25 protein-coding genes are annotated in these 19,560 nt (G+C 40.6%); 1 reads left to right on the top strand and 24 read right to left on the bottom strand.

Annotation, left to right across the window (positions count from 1 at the left end; genetic code table 11):
* Positions 1–33: 33 nt before the first annotated feature.
* Both ACESSZ_RS10090 and ACESSZ_RS10085 read right to left on the bottom strand, forming a co-directional pair.
* Positions 34–1,536 carry a carboxypeptidase M32 gene (locus ACESSZ_RS10090; RefSeq protein WP_119983492.1) on the bottom strand — a complete coding sequence of 501 codons (1,503 nt, stop codon included), beginning with the start codon at positions 1,534–1,536 and terminating at the stop codon, positions 34–36.
* A gap of 152 nt (positions 1,537–1,688) precedes the next feature.
* On the bottom strand, positions 1,689–3,089 hold the full coding sequence (locus ACESSZ_RS10085; protein WP_119983491.1) for a GntR family transcriptional regulator: 1,401 nt from the start codon (positions 3,087–3,089) through the stop codon (positions 1,689–1,691).
* A 455-nt stretch (positions 3,090–3,544) separates the two neighbouring features.
* Between ACESSZ_RS10085 and ACESSZ_RS10080 the strand changes: the two genes are divergently transcribed.
* Positions 3,545–4,288: an alpha/beta hydrolase-fold protein gene (locus ACESSZ_RS10080; protein WP_008979787.1), complete on the top strand. Its 744-nt coding sequence runs from the start codon at positions 3,545–3,547 to the stop codon at positions 4,286–4,288.
* 567 nt (positions 4,289–4,855) lie between these two features.
* Here ACESSZ_RS10080 and ACESSZ_RS10075 read toward each other — a convergent pair.
* The 22 genes from ACESSZ_RS10075 to ACESSZ_RS09970 form a co-directional block, all read right to left on the bottom strand.
* Positions 4,856–6,295: a tyrosine-type recombinase/integrase gene (locus ACESSZ_RS10075; protein WP_499842780.1), complete on the bottom strand. Its 1,440-nt coding sequence runs from the start codon at positions 6,293–6,295 to the stop codon at positions 4,856–4,858.
* A gap of 11 nt (positions 6,296–6,306) precedes the next feature.
* The gene (locus ACESSZ_RS10070) at positions 6,307–6,510 is read right to left on the bottom strand and encodes a helix-turn-helix domain-containing protein (protein ID WP_412272758.1); all 204 of its coding nucleotides are present in this window, start codon (positions 6,508–6,510) and stop codon (positions 6,307–6,309) included.
* The gene (locus ACESSZ_RS10065; RefSeq protein ID WP_412272760.1) at positions 6,503–6,904 is read right to left on the bottom strand and encodes a helix-turn-helix domain-containing protein; all 402 of its coding nucleotides are present in this window, start codon (positions 6,902–6,904) and stop codon (positions 6,503–6,505) included. The genes ACESSZ_RS10070 and ACESSZ_RS10065 overlap by 8 nt, the downstream gene beginning before the upstream one ends.
* A gap of 113 nt (positions 6,905–7,017) precedes the next feature.
* The gene (locus tag ACESSZ_RS10060; protein WP_412272762.1) at positions 7,018–7,278 is read right to left on the bottom strand and encodes a helix-turn-helix domain-containing protein; all 261 of its coding nucleotides are present in this window, start codon (positions 7,276–7,278) and stop codon (positions 7,018–7,020) included.
* A 17-nt stretch (positions 7,279–7,295) separates the two neighbouring features.
* Positions 7,296–7,847, bottom strand: coding sequence for a type II toxin-antitoxin system PemK/MazF family toxin (locus ACESSZ_RS10055; RefSeq protein ID WP_412272763.1), 552 nt, complete (start codon positions 7,845–7,847; stop codon positions 7,296–7,298).
* A 99-nt stretch (positions 7,848–7,946) separates the two neighbouring features.
* Positions 7,947–8,483, bottom strand: coding sequence for an RNA polymerase sigma factor (locus ACESSZ_RS10050; protein WP_412272764.1), 537 nt, complete (start codon positions 8,481–8,483; stop codon positions 7,947–7,949).
* 348 nt (positions 8,484–8,831) lie between these two features.
* A complete protein-coding gene (locus tag ACESSZ_RS10045; protein WP_499842779.1) occupies positions 8,832–9,026 on the bottom strand; it encodes a hypothetical protein in 195 nt (64 codons plus the stop codon).
* Between the two features lie 83 nt (positions 9,027–9,109).
* The gene (locus ACESSZ_RS10040; RefSeq protein ID WP_412272766.1) at positions 9,110–9,721 is read right to left on the bottom strand and encodes an ImmA/IrrE family metallo-endopeptidase; all 612 of its coding nucleotides are present in this window, start codon (positions 9,719–9,721) and stop codon (positions 9,110–9,112) included.
* Positions 9,722–9,746: 25 nt separating this feature from the next.
* Positions 9,747–10,115, bottom strand: coding sequence for a helix-turn-helix domain-containing protein (locus tag ACESSZ_RS10035; protein ID WP_412272767.1), 369 nt, complete (start codon positions 10,113–10,115; stop codon positions 9,747–9,749).
* Positions 10,116–10,263: 148 nt separating this feature from the next.
* A complete protein-coding gene (locus ACESSZ_RS10030; protein ID WP_499842778.1) occupies positions 10,264–11,226 on the bottom strand; it encodes a helix-turn-helix transcriptional regulator in 963 nt (320 codons plus the stop codon).
* An 82-nt stretch (positions 11,227–11,308) separates the two neighbouring features.
* Complete coding sequence (locus ACESSZ_RS10025) at positions 11,309–11,593, bottom strand: YbaN family protein (protein WP_499842783.1); 285 nt, start codon at positions 11,591–11,593, stop codon at positions 11,309–11,311.
* 242 nt (positions 11,594–11,835) lie between these two features.
* Positions 11,836–12,345, bottom strand: a complete 510-nt coding sequence (locus ACESSZ_RS10020) for a ferritin (protein ID WP_412272772.1) — start codon at positions 12,343–12,345, stop codon at positions 11,836–11,838.
* A 98-nt stretch (positions 12,346–12,443) separates the two neighbouring features.
* A complete protein-coding gene (locus tag ACESSZ_RS10015) occupies positions 12,444–12,692 on the bottom strand; it encodes a heavy-metal-associated domain-containing protein (protein ID WP_412272774.1) in 249 nt (82 codons plus the stop codon).
* Between the two features lie 16 nt (positions 12,693–12,708).
* A complete protein-coding gene (locus ACESSZ_RS10010; RefSeq protein ID WP_412293163.1) occupies positions 12,709–13,326 on the bottom strand; it encodes a class I SAM-dependent methyltransferase in 618 nt (205 codons plus the stop codon).
* Positions 13,327–13,489: 163 nt separating this feature from the next.
* The gene (locus ACESSZ_RS10005; protein WP_499842777.1) at positions 13,490–13,681 is read right to left on the bottom strand and encodes a hypothetical protein; all 192 of its coding nucleotides are present in this window, start codon (positions 13,679–13,681) and stop codon (positions 13,490–13,492) included.
* Positions 13,674–14,096, bottom strand: a complete 423-nt coding sequence (locus ACESSZ_RS10000; RefSeq protein ID WP_412272778.1) for a flavodoxin — start codon at positions 14,094–14,096, stop codon at positions 13,674–13,676. The genes ACESSZ_RS10005 and ACESSZ_RS10000 overlap by 8 nt, the downstream gene beginning before the upstream one ends.
* Before the next feature lie 31 nt (positions 14,097–14,127).
* Positions 14,128–14,679: a DUF3793 family protein gene (locus ACESSZ_RS09995; protein WP_499842776.1), complete on the bottom strand. Its 552-nt coding sequence runs from the start codon at positions 14,677–14,679 to the stop codon at positions 14,128–14,130.
* A gap of 16 nt (positions 14,680–14,695) precedes the next feature.
* On the bottom strand, positions 14,696–14,980 hold the full coding sequence (locus ACESSZ_RS09990) for a DUF2325 domain-containing protein (protein ID WP_499842775.1): 285 nt from the start codon (positions 14,978–14,980) through the stop codon (positions 14,696–14,698).
* Positions 14,981–15,130: 150 nt separating this feature from the next.
* Positions 15,131–16,060 (bottom strand): helix-turn-helix domain-containing protein, encoded by a 930-nt coding sequence (locus ACESSZ_RS09985; protein WP_499842774.1) that lies wholly within the window; start codon positions 16,058–16,060, stop codon positions 15,131–15,133.
* 8 nt (positions 16,061–16,068) lie between these two features.
* Positions 16,069–18,348: an ABC transporter permease gene (locus ACESSZ_RS09980; RefSeq protein WP_499842773.1), complete on the bottom strand. Its 2,280-nt coding sequence runs from the start codon at positions 18,346–18,348 to the stop codon at positions 16,069–16,071.
* Between the two features lies 1 nt (position 18,349).
* Positions 18,350–19,051, bottom strand: coding sequence for an ABC transporter ATP-binding protein (locus tag ACESSZ_RS09975; protein ID WP_412272786.1), 702 nt, complete (start codon positions 19,049–19,051; stop codon positions 18,350–18,352).
* 13 nt (positions 19,052–19,064) lie between these two features.
* Positions 19,065–19,560 (bottom strand): metal-dependent transcriptional regulator (locus ACESSZ_RS09970; RefSeq protein ID WP_499842772.1); only part of this gene is annotated, 496 nt, incomplete at its 5' end.

The following is a 19,560-nucleotide window of genomic DNA, read 5'->3' as shown; positions in this document are numbered from 1 at the left end:
TTCAAAGATTCTCAAGCGTGTTTTTACGCTTTTTTATACATGCGATAGACCATAAACTTTCATAAACTTATTTTTCAAATAGTCTATATAATATTCTGGATTGAAAGGTTCTCCACTTGCTTTGAGCAGAATTTCATCAGCTGTTAAGCTTGCTCCATAACGATGCACGTGTTCTTTTAGCCAATCACTGATAATCTTGAAATCACCTTTGCGTAAGGCGTCTTCAACATCGATATCCTGTTGCATGGCGTGATAGAATTGGGCGGCATATGCACTACCCAATGCATAGGTCGCAATATATCCCAAATCCGCAGCACCCCAATGCATATCCTGCAAAATGCCATCTTTATCATGCGTTGGACGAATACCGAGATACTCTTCATATTTATCATTCCACATGGTATCTAAATGTTCATAATCAACCTTGCCATCAAAGATTTCTTTTTCAAGCTCATAGCGAATAAGGATATGAATCGGATAGGTAAGTTCATCTGCTTCCGTACGGATCAAGGAAGGTTTTGAAGCATTGATCATGGTCATGAATTGATCCAGTGATACCTGTTGCAATTGCTTAGGGAAATGGGCTTGCAGCTTTGGATAGTTGTATTCCCAAAAGGCTTTGTTACGTCCGATATGGTTTTCCATTAAGCGTGATTGTGATTCATGCATAGCAAATCCGATATCATTTTTAAAGGCTGTATCGGTAAATGTTTCATCAACCTGCAGACTGTATAAGGCATGACCATATTCATGAATGGTTGAAAAAATAGCCGATAGGACATTGTCTTTATAATAATGAGTTGTAATACGTGCTTCGTTTGCGGAAAAGAAATCCGTAAAAGGATGCTCGGTCGTTCCCATGTAGCATTTCGTCGGATCTACTTGCATATACGCATTTAATTCTTGCATGAAAGCTACCTGTTCACAAAGATCAAAATCTTGATATAAAAGACTGTCATCAATCTTGCGTCCTTCTTTTTGAATGCGCTGAATGAGTGGTAAAAGTTCTGTTTTGATGCGGGCAAAGAAGGCATCATATTTTTCACGATTCATACCTGACTGATAACGATCTAATAAATAATCATAATCGCTGCAATCTTTTTCAACATAGCTTATGACTTCTTTCTGTGCTTTGATGACTTGGATCAGATGCTGCTTAAAGTGTTTATAGTCATCACGTTCTTTTGCTATCTGCCATGCTTCTTCACTGTCCGCAACAGTCTTTTTGAAGCGGATATACACATCTTTTGGCAAGTTGCGATTGATATCCAACTCTTTGAAATACAAGGCCAATTCTTTCTTTAATTTTTCATCCTTGGTAATCTTCATTAAGGTTTCTAATTTCTTTAGATGCTCAGGATTCATCTGATAGGCAAAAGCTTCCCCTGCCAGAATTGACATCATCTCATTGCGATAGGGGATACCAGCACTTGGCGCGATGGTGGCCATATCAAAATACATGGTAGAAAAAGCCAATGTATAGGAAGCGTTGATACGCTTATATTCTGAAAAAAATGTTCTTAGTTCTTTTTCCATTTCTTGATACCTCATATACTGGAATAGCATCGCTTATTCACAATATACCTTTCCTTTCTCAGTTATTCCTATTGTATCATATTCATAACACTTTATTCTTCAAAGAATGTGGTTTTCTGATAGGATTTTATCCTATTTTTTTTAAAAGTGTCTTATTTTATAAGATGAGCATGCAGCCAAGTAGTTGTAGCTGTAGTTTGTGCATGAAAAAGGGCATATGCACTCTGCGCTGCTGTTGTATAATCTTGCTTTTCTATTGCTTGCATAAAGGAGCATGCATATTGTGTAATCGTCTTATCGTGCTGCTGCATTTGTAATACATGGGAAAGCTGCTTTCCCCATAATTGTATCTGATATAGGGTGCGTATACATTCTTTTACTACAACGAGTTCACTTACCTTTAAAAGCTGCTGCAAAATAGCATACCCCATCAGATATTCCTCTTGCTTCTCTACAAGCTGCTTCAGATGGGTAAAATCAAAAGTTGCATGCATTGGCAATTGCGTGATCACAGCAGGAACGATCAGTTCCAGAAAACTAAGACTTTGCTGATATTGTTTTAACATCTTTTGAACTGAGGAGCGCTCATAGGCAATATCACAGTCATTACAGGCTGTATATACATACCGGCCTTTTCCTTTCTTGGTCTTGATAATACCCATACCATCCAAAAGATCTAAGGCACGTCGAATGGTGCTGTTTGAAACTTGTAAAGATTGCACAAGCTCATGATGGGATGGCAGATAAGTACCTTCGACATACTCTGCATCATCCAGTTTTACCAAAAGGGCAGTCGCAATGGAATAGCATTGCTGCGAATGGCGATGTTGCAATGACCATTGAAATGGTATCGTTGCGCTTTTTTGTTGTTGTATAGGATGCGCATCAAGGTATGCTTGGAAATAATGGATATAGCGTGCAGGCATATTGATATAGGTATCTTTCCAAGGACTGTTTGGATAATGGGTTAATTTATCCTTTAAAATTAGGATACTGGTCTTTTCTGCAAATAGAAAATCTAAATCGTTAATCATATCGTGATGCAGCAGATAAGGAAAACGCAAAAAATGAATGAGCTGCAAAAAGAAACTGATAATCAGCTCATTGTGTAGTTTGGCAAGATAAATAAGACAAATATGGGTAATGTTTTCTAAGTGATATTGCTGATCATCATCCAATATGGCTAAAATCTTTTGTCGATCCTTCTTCGTTAAAGCTTTGGCAGCTTCCTGCATGATATTGGAAAAAAGCAAGGAAGTACTTTGCAATAGATCTTCATAAAGATAACGACAATTGTGAAAATATGCTAATGTGTAAGAAGTGTCCTCCTTTTTATGATAACAGGATATTGTCTGTTTGCGCTCATCCATACGAATAAACCCTTCGCATGCTAAGCGTTTATATATTTTCCGCACCGTTTCTTTTGCTACATGGAAACGCATGGCAATCTCATGAATGGAAGGAAATGGCGTACCATATGGATATCGATTGAATGACAAACAGGTATGCAAATATTCATAAATTAATTCAGATATTCCATTATCTTTATACATACTTCACCCAATTTCATGCTATTGTCTTTGCTAAAGACGAGTTACATGAATCCTTTCCTTCATTATTTTAGCAGTTTTATGAAAGGATGTACATGAACAGGGATAAAATCGATGATTGTAAGGCTGAAATCCTATAGACATTTATAATAAGGAGAATAACATACGAGTGATGGCATATGAAAAAAGCGTTTCTTTTTATGACAAGCTCTTAAAACATAGTGAATAAAACAGGAAAGGATGGTATGGTCACCTTTCATACCAAACTTTTTTAAATAAACGGTATCCTGAGCATTAGGAAGCATTCGTAAATAGCGTTCGATAAGATGTTTATGTGTAAATCAACACCAAAGGCTAACATCTCTAGGTAAAATGCGATGATATCGTTTACATATGGATTTGTAAAGGTGTATAATATAACTGACCTAGATATGAGCATAGTTAGAGGAGGGATGGTTATGAAGACAGCTGAAGCAACGATGTGTGTATTGCATAGTAACATGCTTCATGCCGATGTGACAGTTAAGACAATTGGCAGCAATGGCGTACCTTGTCTTGTTTTCATGCCTCTGCATGAAGGAGTCAACGAATTCCTTCATTATGCTCTGTCGAGTGAACTGTTGGAGCAGCTTGAACGTGGCAGGATCCGGTTTTATATCTGCGCTACTTGTGATGATGTTTGGGATGATAATGAAGTAAGCAATCATGAGAAAATGCAGTTATATGAAAGCTGGATGCAGTTTCTTCAACAGGAGCTCGTTCCTTATATCAGATCTGTTACCTTCATGGAACAGATCATGGTATGCGGCATAGATATCGGTGCGATGCATGCCATGAATCTTTATCTTCGAATTCCTGAATATATCCGTAAAGTGCTTTGTCTAAGCGGTATTTATAAGATATCGCATTATATTCCATATTACTATGATGAACTTATTTTGAAAAACACACCGGAAGTCATCCTACGCAATTTGCATGGGGAAAAAGTAAAAGCATATCAAAATACCAATATGGTATTATGTAGTGGGCGTTATCCGATGGCGCCGGAAGCAGAAGGCAATTTGCGGGAGCTTGAAGAGGTTTTACGCTTAAAGGATATACCAGTGATTGTGGAGTATTGGGATTATGATGCAGGAACAGGATGGAAATGGTGGACACGTCAATTAGATTACTTCATCCCTCTTTTAATTGGCAGTACATGAATCTTCCATAAAATCGTCTGCGGTACGTGCACAGATGATTGGAGAAAAGACACTTTGGCGGTGTCTTTTCTTTTGCTAGTAAAAGCAAAGCAATGGCTTTTTATCAAAAAGCTATTTATCATGGACAATGTTATGTGGAAAAATAAAAAAGGCATTTGTACCGGATGGACAAAGCCTCTTTTTGCCTGTTTTAGTTAACAGTTATTGATTTACTGGCGCCCTCTACAAGAATCGAACTTGTAATTCCACTTTAGGAGAGCCGCCCAGAACAGATTTCCGACCGCTATATGATGCTGAAAATTCCTTATAAATCAAGGGTTTTCAGCATTTTCGTTGTTCAATAAACACTAACGAAATCCAGCTAATTTCATTGGGTTTCAGGTGGTCTGTTTGGCTCGCTTTTAGCAGAAGAAACCAAAAAACGGGTTGTGTTACTCGGTTTCAAATCTGCCTTTGGAACGCTTAAATAATACAGCTTTTTATATATTATAGCATCTATTTGTGAAATTTTCTACCCCTACATTAAAAAAAGGCAACCCTTGCGGATTGCCTTTCGTTATAGTTTCGTTAGAGCTTGCTTGCGAGTGCTTTGAGCAACGCCGCCGTTTCAGGATTGCTCAACAGCTTAGTAATCAGTTCCGTATCTGCCTGCGTATCTGTTGCTGTTTCATCTTTTTTATCAGACTCTATCGGTACAGCTTCGGGCAATTCGGTTGATGACTCAAACTTTGGCATAGGTGGGATTGTATCAGCTTCAGGGGTATTGCCTTGATAAAATCTTTCCTCAAAGCGTTGCGCATTAAATCTTCTGTCCTCGTCGATAATATGCGAATACACATTGGATACCATTTCGGCACGGGCGTGTCCTGAGTCTCCCTGAACAGATTTTACATCACCGCCGTTCCATTTCAGTTTATAGGTAATACTTGCGTGTCTGAAGCTGTGAAAGACTACATCAGGCAGATCGTTCTCACGGATGAGTTTCTTCAATGCGTGTGTTATTACCTGTCCCTCCATTGGTCTGCCCGATGAATTACAGAACACAAGATTATAGTCTGTGTACTCATCTCCAAAGAGTTCTTTGAGTTCGTCAATCTGTTGTTTACGGGCTACCAACATTTGAGCAACTGTTGTAGGAAGAAATACCTTTCTGACACTCGTTTTTGTCTTTGGCGATTTGAGAACCAAGACGGTGTTACCCTTTTTAATTAAGTGAGGAAATGTCAAGATCACATCTTTGTTATCCAAGACCTCCAGCACATCTCGTTTAACTCTTTGCAGTTCTTTATTGATGTAAATGTACGCCGTGTTTTCCTTGATGCTTTTTTCTGAAACATCTATGCAGTCCCAAGTAAGTCCAAGCAGCTCCCCCATTCGCAGAGAGCAGGAAAAGGCGAGGTTGATTGCAAGCGATAGTATTTCATCATCGCATACTTCAAGAGCGTGCAGCAGCGTTTCAAGAGTCCATATCTCACGAACCTCGTGTTCTTCTTTTGGGAGCGTTGCATTTAGTACGGGGTTTCGGGACATCATTTCCCATTTGACAGCCTGATTAAAAGCGCTTCTCAGGAGTTTGTGTATCTCCCTGACTGTATGCACAGTGAGATATTCGTTTTTGGGTTTGCGGTTATTTACGACTTTTGCCTTCACGCTCAAAAGACTTTGAAAGAACCTGTCCATAGTTCTCGGATTAAGGTCATCCAACTTCATATCTCCGATTAGCGGATTGATGTAATTGAGTATCAACCCTCGTTTTGAGTCATAGGTTGACATTGCCCAAGTGCTGACACCGTAAACGGAAGTGTATTCATCAAGAAGCTCTGCGACCGTTGTAGCTGTCGGAACTACGAAACTTCCGGTCTGCTGTTGATACTCAATCTGAATTTTACGCTTTTTTGCTTCAGCATTGGTATCAAAGGTTTCCCACTTCTGTCGGGTGTTGCCCTTATCATCTTTGTAGTTATATACGACTGCGTATCTGTTTTTACGCTTTACGATTGATGCCATAATGTACCTCCTTATTCGTTCTCAAGCCAAGCATCAAAACTTGCTTTGATTATTCTGAATTTGTTGTCTACCAAGACCGCCTTAAAACAGCCTTTTTTGATGAGCTTATATACTGCCTGACGACCGACACCAAGAATTTGCTGAACCTCGGCAACGGTATAGCTTTTCTTGTTATTTCCGCCGCCGTTGAGCTTTTTTACTCGTTCTTCAAACATTCTCATCCCTCCTGACTTTTGAATATACGCTTTGAGAAGCAAGCCACTCCTCAAAGCTCTGAATATCTACTTGTATTCGTCCGTTGATTACTTCCGTTTTTACAAGTCCTCTTTTTACGATGTCGTATGCGACCGCACTGCTTCGTCCTATCAAGTCTGCCATTTCGTAAACAGACATTGTATGAGCGTACTTTTTACCGGGTTGAGTGCCGTCCACTTTCTTATAATGGAATTGTCCGGCATACCATTCTTCAAAGCTGTCAACGAGTATCCGCATTTTTCCGCCGACCAGCACGGTTTTGAAGTACCGCTTATGTACTAACCAATATGAATCCGTCTTTCCCAAACCAAGCATCTTTGCCATTTCGGGAACTGAGATACTTTTCTTATCCATTTCGACCTCCGTATTTGGGAACTGAGACTCGTCAGCCCAGTCCATATAGCCAAGCCAATTAGCTTGGCTATATGATACTGACTTTTCGGATATCTGTGAATGATGCGATTAAATCAATCGCATACTTGACAATCTTCTATATTGGTATCCATTTCATCGAGCCATCGGTCGAAGCTCTTTTTTGAAATTCTGAACTGACCGCCGACTTTTACATAGTGGAAAGCTCCTGATTTCACAAGGTTATATGCCGTTGTCTTGCTGACACCTAAAATGTCCTGTATTTCATCAACGGTATAAACTCGCTTCTCGTAAACGGGAGCCGATTGTGTGATTTCTGTTTCTGCGTTCATAGCAGCTATTCTGTCTTCAAACAATTTCAGCACCTCCGTCCTTAATGGCTCTGTCTTTTATCGACAACAAAGTAATCATACCCGTAGTTGCTGCACCGGTCACATTTGTCTTTGACACGCTTGAACGGATCAACTCGCTTTACAATGTAGTCACGGTTGTTCTTGTAATCTGATAAGCACTTACTGCACAAGCATCTAATATCACTTGTTCTGTAAGTATGATAGAACCAAAGTCCAAAGGTCTTTTTGATGCCGTTACCGACAATTTTCAGCATACGCTCATCATCAACCGTACCGACATACTCAAGCAGTTCCGACTTATTGACTGTTCTGAGCTGCTCTAACAGAACCATAGAAGGCTCCTGCAAGCCAAACTCTGCTCCCAAGTAAATATGGGACGGTAGGTATCTTTTCTTAACAGCAGTAGTAAGTGCCGCCACTATGACGGTCGGAGAGTTCTCATTCAGCTCATTCGCCTGAATAATAATTACAGGTCTGCGACCGTTTTGGATTGAGCCGGAATTGTTGCCGAAGTCATAGTAGAAGATGTCACCACGGGTGATTTTGCTTTTGATAGTGTTGTTGGTTTCCATATTATTTACCTCTCATAAATGTAATAGAAAGGCTCGTCTGTATCCGGAATAAAACAAGTCCCTTCACTTGTTCCCACTGGGAGATGTCAAATGGACACCCTAAATCAAAAACTTTTTCAAATTTTCTATTGCAGAAGCTATAGATTTTGAAACAGCACTATGATTGATACCTTCTTCCTCCGCAATTTGACGCATACTCTTATCTTCAAAGAAAAACTTAATGATGCGTTCTTTCTGAATAGGCTTTAACTTTTGAATCGCCTGATGTATTTTTTCAATTTCAACTTGATACTCATATTCGTCCTCATAGCTTTGTGTTGCCACTTCGGGGTGGTGTTCTTCAAATTCCTCGTCTACATCGAAAATATGGACGCTCCTTATAGCTCTCATTTGATGCTTTTTTTCATTGCGAATATAATTCTTTCTTATCTCGCCAAAAGAGCTGTTAAGCAGCAAAAACGGAGAATACGGCTGGATTAGCTCAGCGTATTTCCTCATAATATCTTCTTCTGTTAAATCGCTTATGATTGCCCACTTTTCCTCGCCAGTATATCCGGGATATTCGTAGTTCAAATTGATAAGTTTGCACTCCTGTATAAACTGCTCCTCTAAAGCAGAAATATTGTTTTTTTCCATTTTCGTAATCTCCTTTGAATTTTGAATTTTTGTTTGAACTCAAAATTCGGAGATCACGGATATTCAGCTATGTAGCAAAGCCAGTTGTTCAACATAAAAAGAGCTTCCTTTCTGATTTCTCAGCCGGAAGCTCCTCGCTGTTCAGTCATCTGCCGAAAACAAAAAGCCACCGGCAAGACAGAGTTAGCCTATGGCTATCTGTCATGTCGGCAGCCTCTCATGTTTGCTTTACGCAGGTCTGGTTTAACTGACCGAAGTGTTTCAAAGCAAGTGACCTGATAAGGATTTAGTGCGGCTCTGTTTCAGCCCGACCTTACCGTCGTTTCGCCGTATTCAGTTTTAAGTTTCTTATATTACGCTTTCCTGTCCCGGAGGAGCGAACATTTCAATCGTGTCGTGCCTTCTGCCTTTTCGCACCCGCACGAACTTGACCATACATCGGTCACATTCGTATTTAATCTTTTCATCAATGCCTTTATATCCGTAGTTCATCTTTCCGCAGTTGGGGCAGAACATCGGTATCGGCTTCCAAGTTTCTGTCATCAACGCTATCACCTCGTATAATTTTGTTGTTCTGTATATTCGCAAGTTTGCGAATATACAGAGTAAAAAAATCCCGCAGGATTTTAGATTAGGGCAAAGTCCTTCAATCGGATTTCCATTGCCTGTTTTGACACTTCAAAGATTTCTGCCATTTTGCAGACATACGCGCTTTTTGTTTTGCACACGGGGCGGAGTGCGTAGAAACAGCGTTTGATCTGACCGTTTGGCATAAGAATAGCCTTTGCAAGATAATTTGCCTGCCATTCTGTTGCATCCTCGTCGGTATCATTGTTATATAAAGCGGCGGCAACGCCTGTCCCGCTGAATATCTGCTTGTGTATAATGTAATGTGCCAGCTCGTGAGCCAAGGTGAACCGAAGTCTGCCGTATGATTTCTCATCCTCCAGCAAAGCCGCTTCAATAAGCATAGTACCACCTTCAACTCTCATCAGGGCATAGTCCATAATCTCCCGGTTGTAATAGGTTGTAATACCGCTATCGTAAATCATTCTGCCAAGCTCACGGGCATCATTGGTTAGATATTGGTATTCTATTCTTAAACCGAAAGTCTTTTCGATGATTGTTTCAATCGGCACTGCACGGGGACTGCCGTTCAGATACATTGGATCATATTCACTTAATGTACGGCGTGCAATCGTTTCAAGCGCCTGCGGTCGATAGAATACTGTTGCCACTGCTGCGTCCTTTCTGTCCGAGAGATTAGTCGGACTCCTTTGTTATGCGGCGGATAAAATCTTCCCATTGTTTATCGGTTACATTGTGCTTCTTTGCGGTTCTCAGTGCAGCCCGGACAATATCTTTTTCCATTATATATTCAGGTAAATCTGCACTTACGGTATTCCTTGACCTTGCCGCCAAATCGTACATCTCCTCCGTTTCTGCTTCGGTCAGATGGAGAAGTACGGGAAGCTTTTCAAGAATATCGTCAGGAACCGGTCTGCGGTCTTTTTCAATGTCGCAGATATATACGGCAGAATAATCAAGGGCGATAGCAAGCTGCCGAGCAGACATTTCGTGTTCCATTCGCTTTGAAATCAAAAACCTCCCAAAGGTCTTATTGTTTTCCATAAGGTAGCTCCTTTCAAATTCGCTCTTTTGCGAATACCGTAAATATATTATAGCCGAACATACATTCGAAATCAATGCTTTTTGCGAAAGCGAAAATGAGTTGGGCGTTTTTGCACCCAACTCATTTTTCGGACTGTTCAATGTTTCTTTATTTCAAGGCGTTTTCAAGCATTTCACGGTATCTTGAAACAACCGCTGACGGATTTGTAATTATAAGATCTCCGTTAAACTGAAACACCCACGCAAAGAAGGTTTGGCTTACGGACACTTCTACGACTGCCTTGAAATGGCTGTTATCCGTTGGCGAGGTTTCAACCTCATCTCCAAATTTATCTACGATGTAGTTCATCAGCTCGTTCTTGCAGAGCAGTGTAACTTTCTCTTTTGTGCCGTCGTACATATCAAATACCTGACGGGTAAAGTCCGGCAGATTAAAGTTCTTTGGCTGCGGAACCGCATCAGAACAAAGAATACTGATGGATTTCATCCTGTCCACTCGGAAGGTTGTAATACGCTGATGTTTTTCGCTAAAACCAACCGCATAATAATGATCTTCATTCCACACAAGGTAGTAAGGGGAGAAATGATAACGCTTACCGTCGTTATTGGGAACTTCCTCGCGATATTGGTTATAGTGAAAATACAGGAACGAAATTTGTTTGCCCTGATTGATTGCCGTATTGATATTATCTACCAAATAGTAAATCTGCTCATTCATCGGTTTCACACGCTCGGAAATATAGATATTCCTTTTCAGTTCTTCCGACTGATAAACGCTTGTCATCTGTGACAGCTTATTCGCAAGCTCCGAGCTTTTCTTTGCCGTAATGAACTTTGAGGACTCCACTGCGTCCATCAGCAGCTTCACTTCCGGCAGGGTAAACAAATGGCTGTTCAGGGAATAGCGGTTCTCACGGCTTCTTTCTTCTTCAATATCAATACCAATGTCACCGAGCTTCGCAATGTCGCCCGGTATTGTTTTTCTGTCACAGGAAATACCGTTTTCCTTTAAGTATGTAAGAATATCTCCGGTTGTGGCGTAATGCTCGGCATCGGTATTCTGCCACAGATACAATAGTATGTATAATAGTCTGCTTTTAGTTTCATGCATAAAACCACCTCAAAATCAGTTATATTTTACATTTGAACATATATTGACAGAAAAAATAATTTAAATACTATTTTTTATGCTTTTATTCTTTAGTTATCCGTAATGTCTTAACTCCAAAAACAAAATAGATAATGTGGCATACCCAGACAATAGCAAGAATAATGCATGGGATATAGAGTGACTTCAACATCATCATGGTAAAACCAAATGCCATAAGCAAGGTTACGGTAATCATTATCTTTATTTTGGTTTTACAAGTCATACCTTGACCTTTAACATAAGACTCAAGGTTGTTTTTATAAAGCTTAGTATTTATAAACCAATTATGCAGTCTCTCGGAACTTTTTGCAAAACAGAATGCCGCCAAAAGCAAAAACGGAAATGCAGGCAAAAGCGGCAATACTGCTCCGAGTCCTTCACCTATACATCCTAAGATACACCGACGAGTCGGTGAGCTTGAAGTTCAGCATAAGCAAATCGAATTGAGCGAATATTACAGATTTCATTAAATAATCTGCCAATAGTTCAAAAAGCTCTGTGAAGACACTTGCAGGTGCCAACACAAAGCTTTTTTACAGTTCAGACACTTTCACGGTTATTCAAAAAGGATTAAAGTGTCAGAGAGGGTTCGGAATATACTCTTGCAGCCAGCTCGCTGTTAAGCATATAAAGGCTACGCGCATCATCTCCGAAAAGCTCCATTTTGGTAATCAAATCCATAGAGTTTTTCTCTTCCTCACCCTGTTCTTTAATAAACCAGTCAAGGAACTGCGTTGTGCGGTAGTCATTTACTTCTATGGCAGCGGCATAGATATTGTTGATCAAGGAAGTAACGTATTTTTCATGCTCCAAACCGGCTGTCAACGGATCCATCAGTGTCTCAAATTTTTTATCTGGCTTTGCAATCGCTTCCAATGTAACCTTCTCGCCGTTGTTCTGCAAATACTGATACATAAGCATAGCATGATCCTGTTCTTCCTTTGCTTGTATCTCATACCAGTTAGCAAATCCGTCTAATCCCTTTTGAGTATAGAAGTTTGCCATATCCAAGTACAGATATGCCGAATAAAACTCCTTGTTGACCTGTTCGTTCAGCAGAGCTGAAACTTTCTCGTTCATAACTTTTTCCTCCTGAATTTTTATATAACAGCAAATAGCTGTATTATAACTTAATTATATACCGAATATCTTAAAGTTTCCAGTATAAGCTTACGGATTCAGCGCCGAAAGAATCCTTTTTTCTCATATGATTCGGTATAAACTGACAGTACTGTATATCCGGTATCGCCGATTGATTTTTTGAGTGCATCTTCGTCAAGTGGGCTTTCTGCAATTATTACTGTTTCCCCTTTGCTGTGAGAGGATGTAACTTTTTTTACCTTGAAGTTCCTTCGTATCGTGTCGTTTACATGTGACTCGCACATTCCGCAAGCCATTCCATCAATTTTCAAAATCATTTTTACCATTCTGAATCCACCTCTGTTATTTATTGATTTTATTTGCTTCTGCATAGGTCAGCTTTGCTGTTTTACCGATGATACAGCTTTTGATTACGTTAAACCCGTTCGCATTCAGATATTTCAAATATTCGTCTGTAGACCATTTATGAAATACCTTAAAGCCTGATATCTCCATTATTCGCATTTGCATTCTTCCGAGGAAGGAATCCGCCATCGTAAAGGTAGGAGCTATCAGTATGCCGTTCGGTTTTAATACGCGTGAAATCTCGGAAAGTGCTTTATCAGGTGATGGCATAATATGAAGCGCATTGCTGATTATAACCGCGTCAAATGTTTCAGAAGCGTAAGGAAGATTCGTTGCGTCCTGAACCGAGAAATGCAAACGGGACGAGTGTGTTTTTTCTTTTGCCTTTCGGATCATATCTTCTGAAAAATCCGTTGCTTCAAGTAATTTGACACTACCTGCAATTCTTTCTGAAATAAGACCTGTACCGCAGGCAAGCTCTAATACCGTCATATCTCGGCTTAAGGTTTTCTTTATTTCTCTTATTATAAAGTCATATGTATTTCGGCTCCCGGACATTGTCCTGTCATATCTTGATGCCCATTTATTCCAAAAAGCCTTATTTCCGTTATTCATAATTATTCCTGATTTCCTCAAAAACAATTTTATATATAATTATACAATCATTTTTCTTCTATTTCCGCTCCAAATAGACAGAATAATGCTCCAAAAAGACAAATCAGATTAAAATTTTGAAAAACAGAGGTGTCTTGACGGCACCTCTGCTTGATTACATGATTCAATTCGTCTGACGCCCTATCGTCCAGCCCTGAGCGATGTTTTGCAGATCAACCATTCGGGTGTAGATGCCGCCCTGTTTATACAGTTCATCCGGCTTACCTGTTTCGGCAACCTTATTGCAGAAAAAAAGGTAATGAGCAACCGCTGTGATAAAGAATCTTAACAAGATGCTATCTTTTTGTTTACACAAGTGCTGCTCCGAGGGCTTTACAGGAGGCAGTTGCTTCATCATCCGGAGCATCGTTGCAAATAACGCTGTCGCAGGCAAGGACTGCGCCGTCTGAAATGCAGGTTTCCTCCCAGTTACGCATCCATTCACCGTCGCCCCAACCGTAAGAGCCGAACAGCGCGATTTTTTTGCCCTTCAGCTTCGCTTCACAAGATACAAACATAGGTTCAAATTCGCTGTCTTCAAGTTGCTCAGATCCCATGGATGGGCAGCCGAAAGCAATTGCGTCAAACGAATCTATCATTGATTCATCAAATTCTGTTGCTGTCAGCATTACACCCTCGGCTCCTTTTTCTTTTACGCCTTCAAGGACGGCTGTTGCCATCGCTTCGGTGTTTCCGGTTCCGCTCCAATATACTACTGCTATTTTACTCATGTTGTGTACCAACCTTTCTTAAATTTATATATCAAACGGCAACAGTAAGCCGTTCAATAGACCTTCCATTTGCAAACAGCGTGCAATAAACATCCGTACATTTTTTGTACTTTGCGAAAAGCTTCTTCGCTGCATCCTCATCCCCGTAAACCTTCCAACAACCGACACACTTGCAAGTGTCGGCTTTGTTTTCGATAAACCCGCATACATCCTCCGGAGGATATCCGAGAAAAAGCCCGATTTCGTGGGGAAATTCCTCGCTTTCACTCAGTCTTTGAATCAACCTTACAATACAACGGTCAGGTGCGGTATATTGATATCCCCGTTCTTCAAGTAATCGACAAGCAGTTTTGTGGCTTAAATCTTCTGATAGTTTGACAGGGCGGTATACATATATTAACGCTCGGTTATTCCTATAACGCAGAGGAATAATCCGAAGCCCTTTCTTACGAAAAGTACAGTTGAGCCGTCTCAAATCTTCTCTCATATCATCGGCATTTTCAAAGGCACAGGTAAACATATTTCCTGTTTTCAAGCCGGCAAGTGTGGGGGAACAGTGCCTCACTAACATTTCTTCTGACATTTTCTTACTCCTGCAATTAACAGCTTACTGTATGCTCTTCCAAAATGTTTTTGAGAGCACTTATGGAACTTGAATGAGAACGGGCAATCCGCACATTCTGTCCCTTGGTTTCGTTTAATGCACAACGTATCATTTTATGTGAAACGGTATTGGTAAAAAGCACAAGCAAATTGGGACTTCCGATGTCTTTGAGGCCTCCCGACATTTTAGGATATACCTTTGCTTTGCATTTGTAATCGCTGCATAGGTTTTTATATTGACGGATCATACATTCATTCCCGCCTACAATTACAACACTCATTCAGAATCTCCTTTCAAATGTTAGCAGCTGCTAACATCGAGTGAAAAAATAAGCGCCACTTATGGTGGTTTATGTGTATTATTATACATAAATACCGGAGCCTTATCTGCTCCTAAAAGACAAAATAAGGCTCCATTCAGACAAAAACGCTTATTTTTTATTACGGCTTCGGTATTCGGTAGGTGTGATTCCTTTTACGGTTTTGAAGGCATTTGCGAATTTACTGGCGTTATCGTAGCCGTGTTCACCTGAGATTTCAAGTATGGATTTGTCGGTATACTCAAGCATATATGCAGCCGACTCCATTTTCTGCGTTCGGATATAGGAATAAAATGAAACACCGTAAACTGCCTTGAATGCGGTTTTTATCTGCGTCCCCGAAACATGGAAATACTCAGATAGCTGTTCAAGGGTAAAACGGTCATCCATATGCTCGGTCAGATATTCGCTTATTTCTTTTGCAAGAGTTACCTGCGCGTCAGAAACAGCTCTTGTATCGTATTCGTCCTGCTTAATATCCATAGCACTCAAAAACAAAAGCAACTCCAAGGTTTTTATTTTCAAATAGCCCGTCCTTATTTTTTCGTCAACTGAGTAGATTTCAGAAAATATATGCTCAAAAGAAGGGTTGGAACGGGCAATAAAACATTGTTTTGCTTTGCAGAACTTCTCCGCAAGTGATTTCGGTTCAACATTAACATCATCCAAAAAACAGGATAGACACTTTGGTGCTCGGTCAACATCAATAAAAACGGATATGCCGTGATAATGCCCAATGGGGAAATAGGACGCTCCCTTTATATCTCTAGCCCTTACAATGATAATATCGCCGGGAGTTATGTAGCAGAACTCGTCCTGCAGGTTAAACTCCATACGCCCTTCGCGGCAATGGCAGATTTCAATGACATTGCCGCCGAAAGTTACGGTATCTTCAACACTTTGAACATGTATACTGTTGTAAACCAGCTCTATTCCCGGGAAAACGTGATAGGAAGTCCGCCTAATACGACCTTCGCTCATCTCGAAAACAACATTTCTTTTATTTTTGTTTTGACAAATACTTTTCTGACATTCTTTCATTTTTCGCTTTACTCTGCACCTTTCAGTGCCTCAACCATATCAATTTTTCTGTTCTTTCTTGAAACTATTAGGCTAACTAAAAACGACATTCCCACAGTGAGAAGAATGCTTACAAGATAGGTAGAAACGTTAATTACCGTTTTCATTTCATATTCCGAGGCAAGTGCATGCATAAGGTAATCAAGAACAGCCGCACCGAGGGGAATACCGATTATAACACCAATAAGCGAAATCCAAAGATTCTGCCCTATAAGCAATGCCCCGATTTTTCTGTCCTTAAAGCCTACCACCTTCAGCGTCGCCATTTCACGGTAACGCTCGGTATAACTCATCACTCCGAGATTATAGAGCACGACCACTCCGAGCACAATGGCGGCAACGATGAAAATGAGAATCATCAGGTTCATCAGTTCCATCATACTGTCAAAAGAATCGATAATTGCCTTTTTGGACTGAACCGAAGCGATAGCACTGTCGGAGGAAATATCAGTTTTATCGGTTTCGGTGTATATGGCGTTTACGGTATACGGCAATTCTATACTTTCTGCATATTCGGGAGAAATCACCATATTTTCCGATACGGAACGAATGACACCTGCAACTTTTAAGGTATAGGTTTTATCCGAGCCGTAGGGGCTTACTTCAAAGGTATCCCCCTTTGACAGATTAAATTCCTCCGCCAAACGCATACACAGATACACACCGTCATTCTTTATTTCCACAAAGTTGTTGTCCTCGTCAGGAAACCTGACAAGGTCGCTCGGTGTGTGATAAATATCGAGGGATACTGCTTTTTCCTCGATTTTAACCGCCACCGACGCACTGTAATCGCCCTCATATTTTTCTATCAGTTCATCGGTCTTTTCATAGGACGCCTGCTCCGACAGATTAATTCGGGAGCTGTAATGCAAAGCGTCCCCGTAGTACATATCCAAAAACGCATCCATAGTGTCGCCCATGCCAAGTGCCGCCACAACGATAAGAGCGCAACCTACAACACCGATAAGGGTCATCATTGTCCTTGATTTATGCCGCATACTGTCACGCAGATTCCACTGCGCCCCAAAGCCAAGCTTTTTCCAAAGTGCGGTTTTTTCAAGCAGTAACCGTTTCATCTTTTTCGGGGCGTAAGGGCGAAGGGCATCCGCCGCAGTGCCCTTCAGCATCTGCCGTACAGACAGAAAACCGATAAGGGTTAAAAGTGCCAGAATCAGCACAAGGATAACAACACAAAACCAAGGCAGATAGAGTTTCCATTCGGGAATATCAATGTAGGTTGCCATCATACCGTTTGGATTAAGGACAAGCCAAGCAACAAAATAGCCTAACGCAATTCCCAAAACCGTTCCTATAATTCCAATTATAAAGGCGTAGGAGGTGTAATGGCGCAAAATCCTTTTGTCCTTAAAGCCGAGAGCTTTAAGTGTGCCTATTTGTGTTTTTTCTTTTGCGGCGACTCTGTGCATCGTAGTAACCATAGTCAGCACGGCAATCAGCAAAAACAGAACCGGAAGTATGCTTCCCATAGTCTTTCCCTCGTCAATCTCACCTTGAGGTCCGGCATAGGAAACGGTTTCATCCTTTGTCAGTATCATAAGGGTTGTGTCTAAAGCTTCATCTGCCTTATCTGCAAACTCTTTTTTGGAAAGGTTTGAGATTACATTGATTTGAGGATAATAATCAAATCCTGCCGTTTCCTTATACATAGCAGGAGAAATATACGCAAAGCCGTGGGTATTATAATCGGGCATTATCTGTGTTTCATCACGAACGCATACCATATGCTCGCCTGATTTAATAAGTCCTTTAACAATTCCGTTAAATTCAATGTTTTTATACTCAAAGGTTATACTGTCACCAAGTTTAATTCCGTTAGCATTAGCATATTTATCGGAAAGCCATATTCCGTCATTACTTGTTGCATCGTAGCTTTCTCCGTCCATTAAAGCAAAGCCTGATATTTCTGCATTTTCAGTTACGGTGAGAGATACCGTATCTCCGTCTTTTTCTTTCACATCAGCCTGAACAGACAGATAACGGGAAGCTTTGTCTACTCCGTCAAGGGAAGCAATGCTATCGGCATCTTCCTTAGATAATCCCTTTTCGGAAATGACACGGAAATCTGCAAATCCGGTTTCCTCTAAAAAGCCGTTTGCATTTTTATCAATACTTACCCATTCCATATTGAAGCCGACAAAAATTCCGATTCCAAGGGCTATCATAATAATCATTGAGATAAACTGTGCCTTATATAACCCCATTGTTCTTAATAATTTGCGAAACAGCATATTACCACTCCACTTCATCGGCACTCATTGGGTTCGGTTGCTCCTCTAAGGAGCGTATTTTCCCGTTTTTAACCCGAATTACAACATCTGCCATTTTTGCAATATTTTGATTGTGGGTAACAATTACAATAGTTTTTCCGTAGCTTCTTGCCATAGACAGCAGGAGCTTTAATACCATAACTCCTGTTTCGGAATCAAGAGCACCGGTAGGCTCATCGCAGAGAAGAATTTTAGGATTTTTAGCAAGGGCACGGGCAATCGAAACGCGCTGCTGTTCACCCCCCGAAAGCTCGGATGGGAAATTGTTCAGATGGTCGGAAAGCCCGACCTCGGCAAGCATTTCTTCCGGAGAAAGTGCATCCTTTGCTATTTCCTTAACGAGAGCCACATTTTCCTTTACCGTTAACGTCGGAACAAGGTTATAGAACTGAAATACAAAACCGACCGTTGCGGCTCTGTATTCGGCAAGCTCATTATTTGAAAGAGCAGAAATATCCTTTCCCTCTACATAAATCTTCCCGCTTGTAGGACTGTCAAGTCCTCCGAGCAGGTTAAGAAGTGTGCTTTTTCCTGCACCGGAAGGACCTAATATTACAACGAATTTACCTTCGTTGAGCGAGAAATTCACCCCATCAAGCGCTTTTAATTCATGATCACCGCTTTTATATACACGGCTGACATTTTTAAATTCAACAATCGGCATATATGTTTTCCTCCTAAAATATTTTAGTTTCATTTGCTTTATTCGTTATACTAAAGCATAGTTCTTCAAGACTATCCTCCGTCATTTCGGCAATCAAGGAGCAAACCGCTTCCGGGGCAATACAGTTCTGGGAAATATATTTCGTCAATATTGCAAATACTGCATCGTAGTATTCTGAGTATTTTCCAGCCATTTGATTCCCTGCTTGTGTTAAATAAACGATACTGCGAGGTTGTTTATCTACGAGCTTCATTTCAGCCAATACGCAAAGCATATTACAAACACTCGGCTTGCTTACGCCGAGTTCGGCAGCCAATTCGACGCTTCGTACTCCTAAATCCGAGGCGGCAAGTTTTTTCAAAACGAGCAAATACCGTATATGGGAGGCGGATAGTTTGTTTGCATTCGTATTAGCCATCGCTAACCTCCTTGAAATAAATATCCACCAGCTTAGCTGGTGGTTTTTACGTAATCGCCCCAAGGGGCTCAGATTCAGGCTACGCTTACCA

Source organism: Eubacterium sp. 3_1_31 (assembly GCF_964249515.1).
In the GTDB taxonomy this organism is placed as follows: Bacteria; Bacillota_I; Bacilli_A; order Erysipelotrichales; family Erysipelotrichaceae; genus Longicatena; species Longicatena caecimuris.
The sequence above is the reverse complement of the archived record's forward strand: the minus strand, read 5'-3'. Positions and strand labels throughout refer to the sequence as shown.

What these genes read in the sequence shown, in the direction of transcription:
- ACESSZ_RS10000 (WP_412272778.1), bottom strand. Translation starts at nt 14,096, where the DNA reads ATGAGTAAAATAGCAGTAGTATATTGGAGCGGAACCGGAAACACCGAA.
- ACESSZ_RS09985 (WP_499842774.1), bottom strand. Translation starts at nt 16,060, where the DNA reads ATGAAAGAATGTCAGAAAAGTATTTGTCAAAACAAAAATAAAAGAAAT.
- ACESSZ_RS10015 (WP_412272774.1), bottom strand. Translation starts at nt 12,692, where the DNA reads ATGGTAAAAATGATTTTGAAAATTGATGGAATGGCTTGCGGAATGTGC.
- ACESSZ_RS10085 (WP_119983491.1), bottom strand. Translation starts at nt 3,089, where the DNA reads ATGTATAAAGATAATGGAATATCTGAATTAATTTATGAATATTTGCAT.
- ACESSZ_RS09980 (WP_499842773.1), bottom strand. Translation starts at nt 18,348, where the DNA reads ATGCTGTTTCGCAAATTATTAAGAACAATGGGGTTATATAAGGCACAG.
- ACESSZ_RS09995 (WP_499842776.1), bottom strand. Translation starts at nt 14,679, where the DNA reads ATGTCAGAAGAAATGTTAGTGAGGCACTGTTCCCCCACACTTGCCGGC.
- ACESSZ_RS10050 (WP_412272764.1), bottom strand. Translation starts at nt 8,483, where the DNA reads ATGGAAAAAAACAATATTTCTGCTTTAGAGGAGCAGTTTATACAGGAG.
- ACESSZ_RS10055 (WP_412272763.1), bottom strand. Translation starts at nt 7,847, where the DNA reads ATGGAAACCAACAACACTATCAAAAGCAAAATCACCCGTGGTGACATC.
- ACESSZ_RS10065 (WP_412272760.1), bottom strand. Translation starts at nt 6,904, where the DNA reads ATGGATAAGAAAAGTATCTCAGTTCCCGAAATGGCAAAGATGCTTGGT.
- ACESSZ_RS10080 (WP_008979787.1), top strand. Translation starts at nt 3,545, where the DNA reads ATGAAGACAGCTGAAGCAACGATGTGTGTATTGCATAGTAACATGCTT.
- ACESSZ_RS10035 (WP_412272767.1), bottom strand. Translation starts at nt 10,115, where the DNA reads ATGGAAAACAATAAGACCTTTGGGAGGTTTTTGATTTCAAAGCGAATG.
- ACESSZ_RS10020 (WP_412272772.1), bottom strand. Translation starts at nt 12,345, where the DNA reads ATGAACGAGAAAGTTTCAGCTCTGCTGAACGAACAGGTCAACAAGGAG.
- ACESSZ_RS10090 (WP_119983492.1), bottom strand. Translation starts at nt 1,536, where the DNA reads ATGGAAAAAGAACTAAGAACATTTTTTTCAGAATATAAGCGTATCAAC.
- ACESSZ_RS09975 (WP_412272786.1), bottom strand. Translation starts at nt 19,051, where the DNA reads ATGCCGATTGTTGAATTTAAAAATGTCAGCCGTGTATATAAAAGCGGT.
- ACESSZ_RS10030 (WP_499842778.1), bottom strand. Translation starts at nt 11,226, where the DNA reads ATGCATGAAACTAAAAGCAGACTATTATACATACTATTGTATCTGTGG.
- ACESSZ_RS10075 (WP_499842780.1), bottom strand. Translation starts at nt 6,295, where the DNA reads ATGGCATCAATCGTAAAGCGTAAAAACAGATACGCAGTCGTATATAAC.
- ACESSZ_RS10070 (WP_412272758.1), bottom strand. Translation starts at nt 6,510, where the DNA reads ATGTTTGAAGAACGAGTAAAAAAGCTCAACGGCGGCGGAAATAACAAG.
- ACESSZ_RS10010 (WP_412293163.1), bottom strand. Translation starts at nt 13,326, where the DNA reads ATGAATAACGGAAATAAGGCTTTTTGGAATAAATGGGCATCAAGATAT.
- ACESSZ_RS10045 (WP_499842779.1), bottom strand. Translation starts at nt 9,026, where the DNA reads ATGACAGAAACTTGGAAGCCGATACCGATGTTCTGCCCCAACTGCGGA.
- ACESSZ_RS09990 (WP_499842775.1), bottom strand. Translation starts at nt 14,980, where the DNA reads ATGAGTGTTGTAATTGTAGGCGGGAATGAATGTATGATCCGTCAATAT.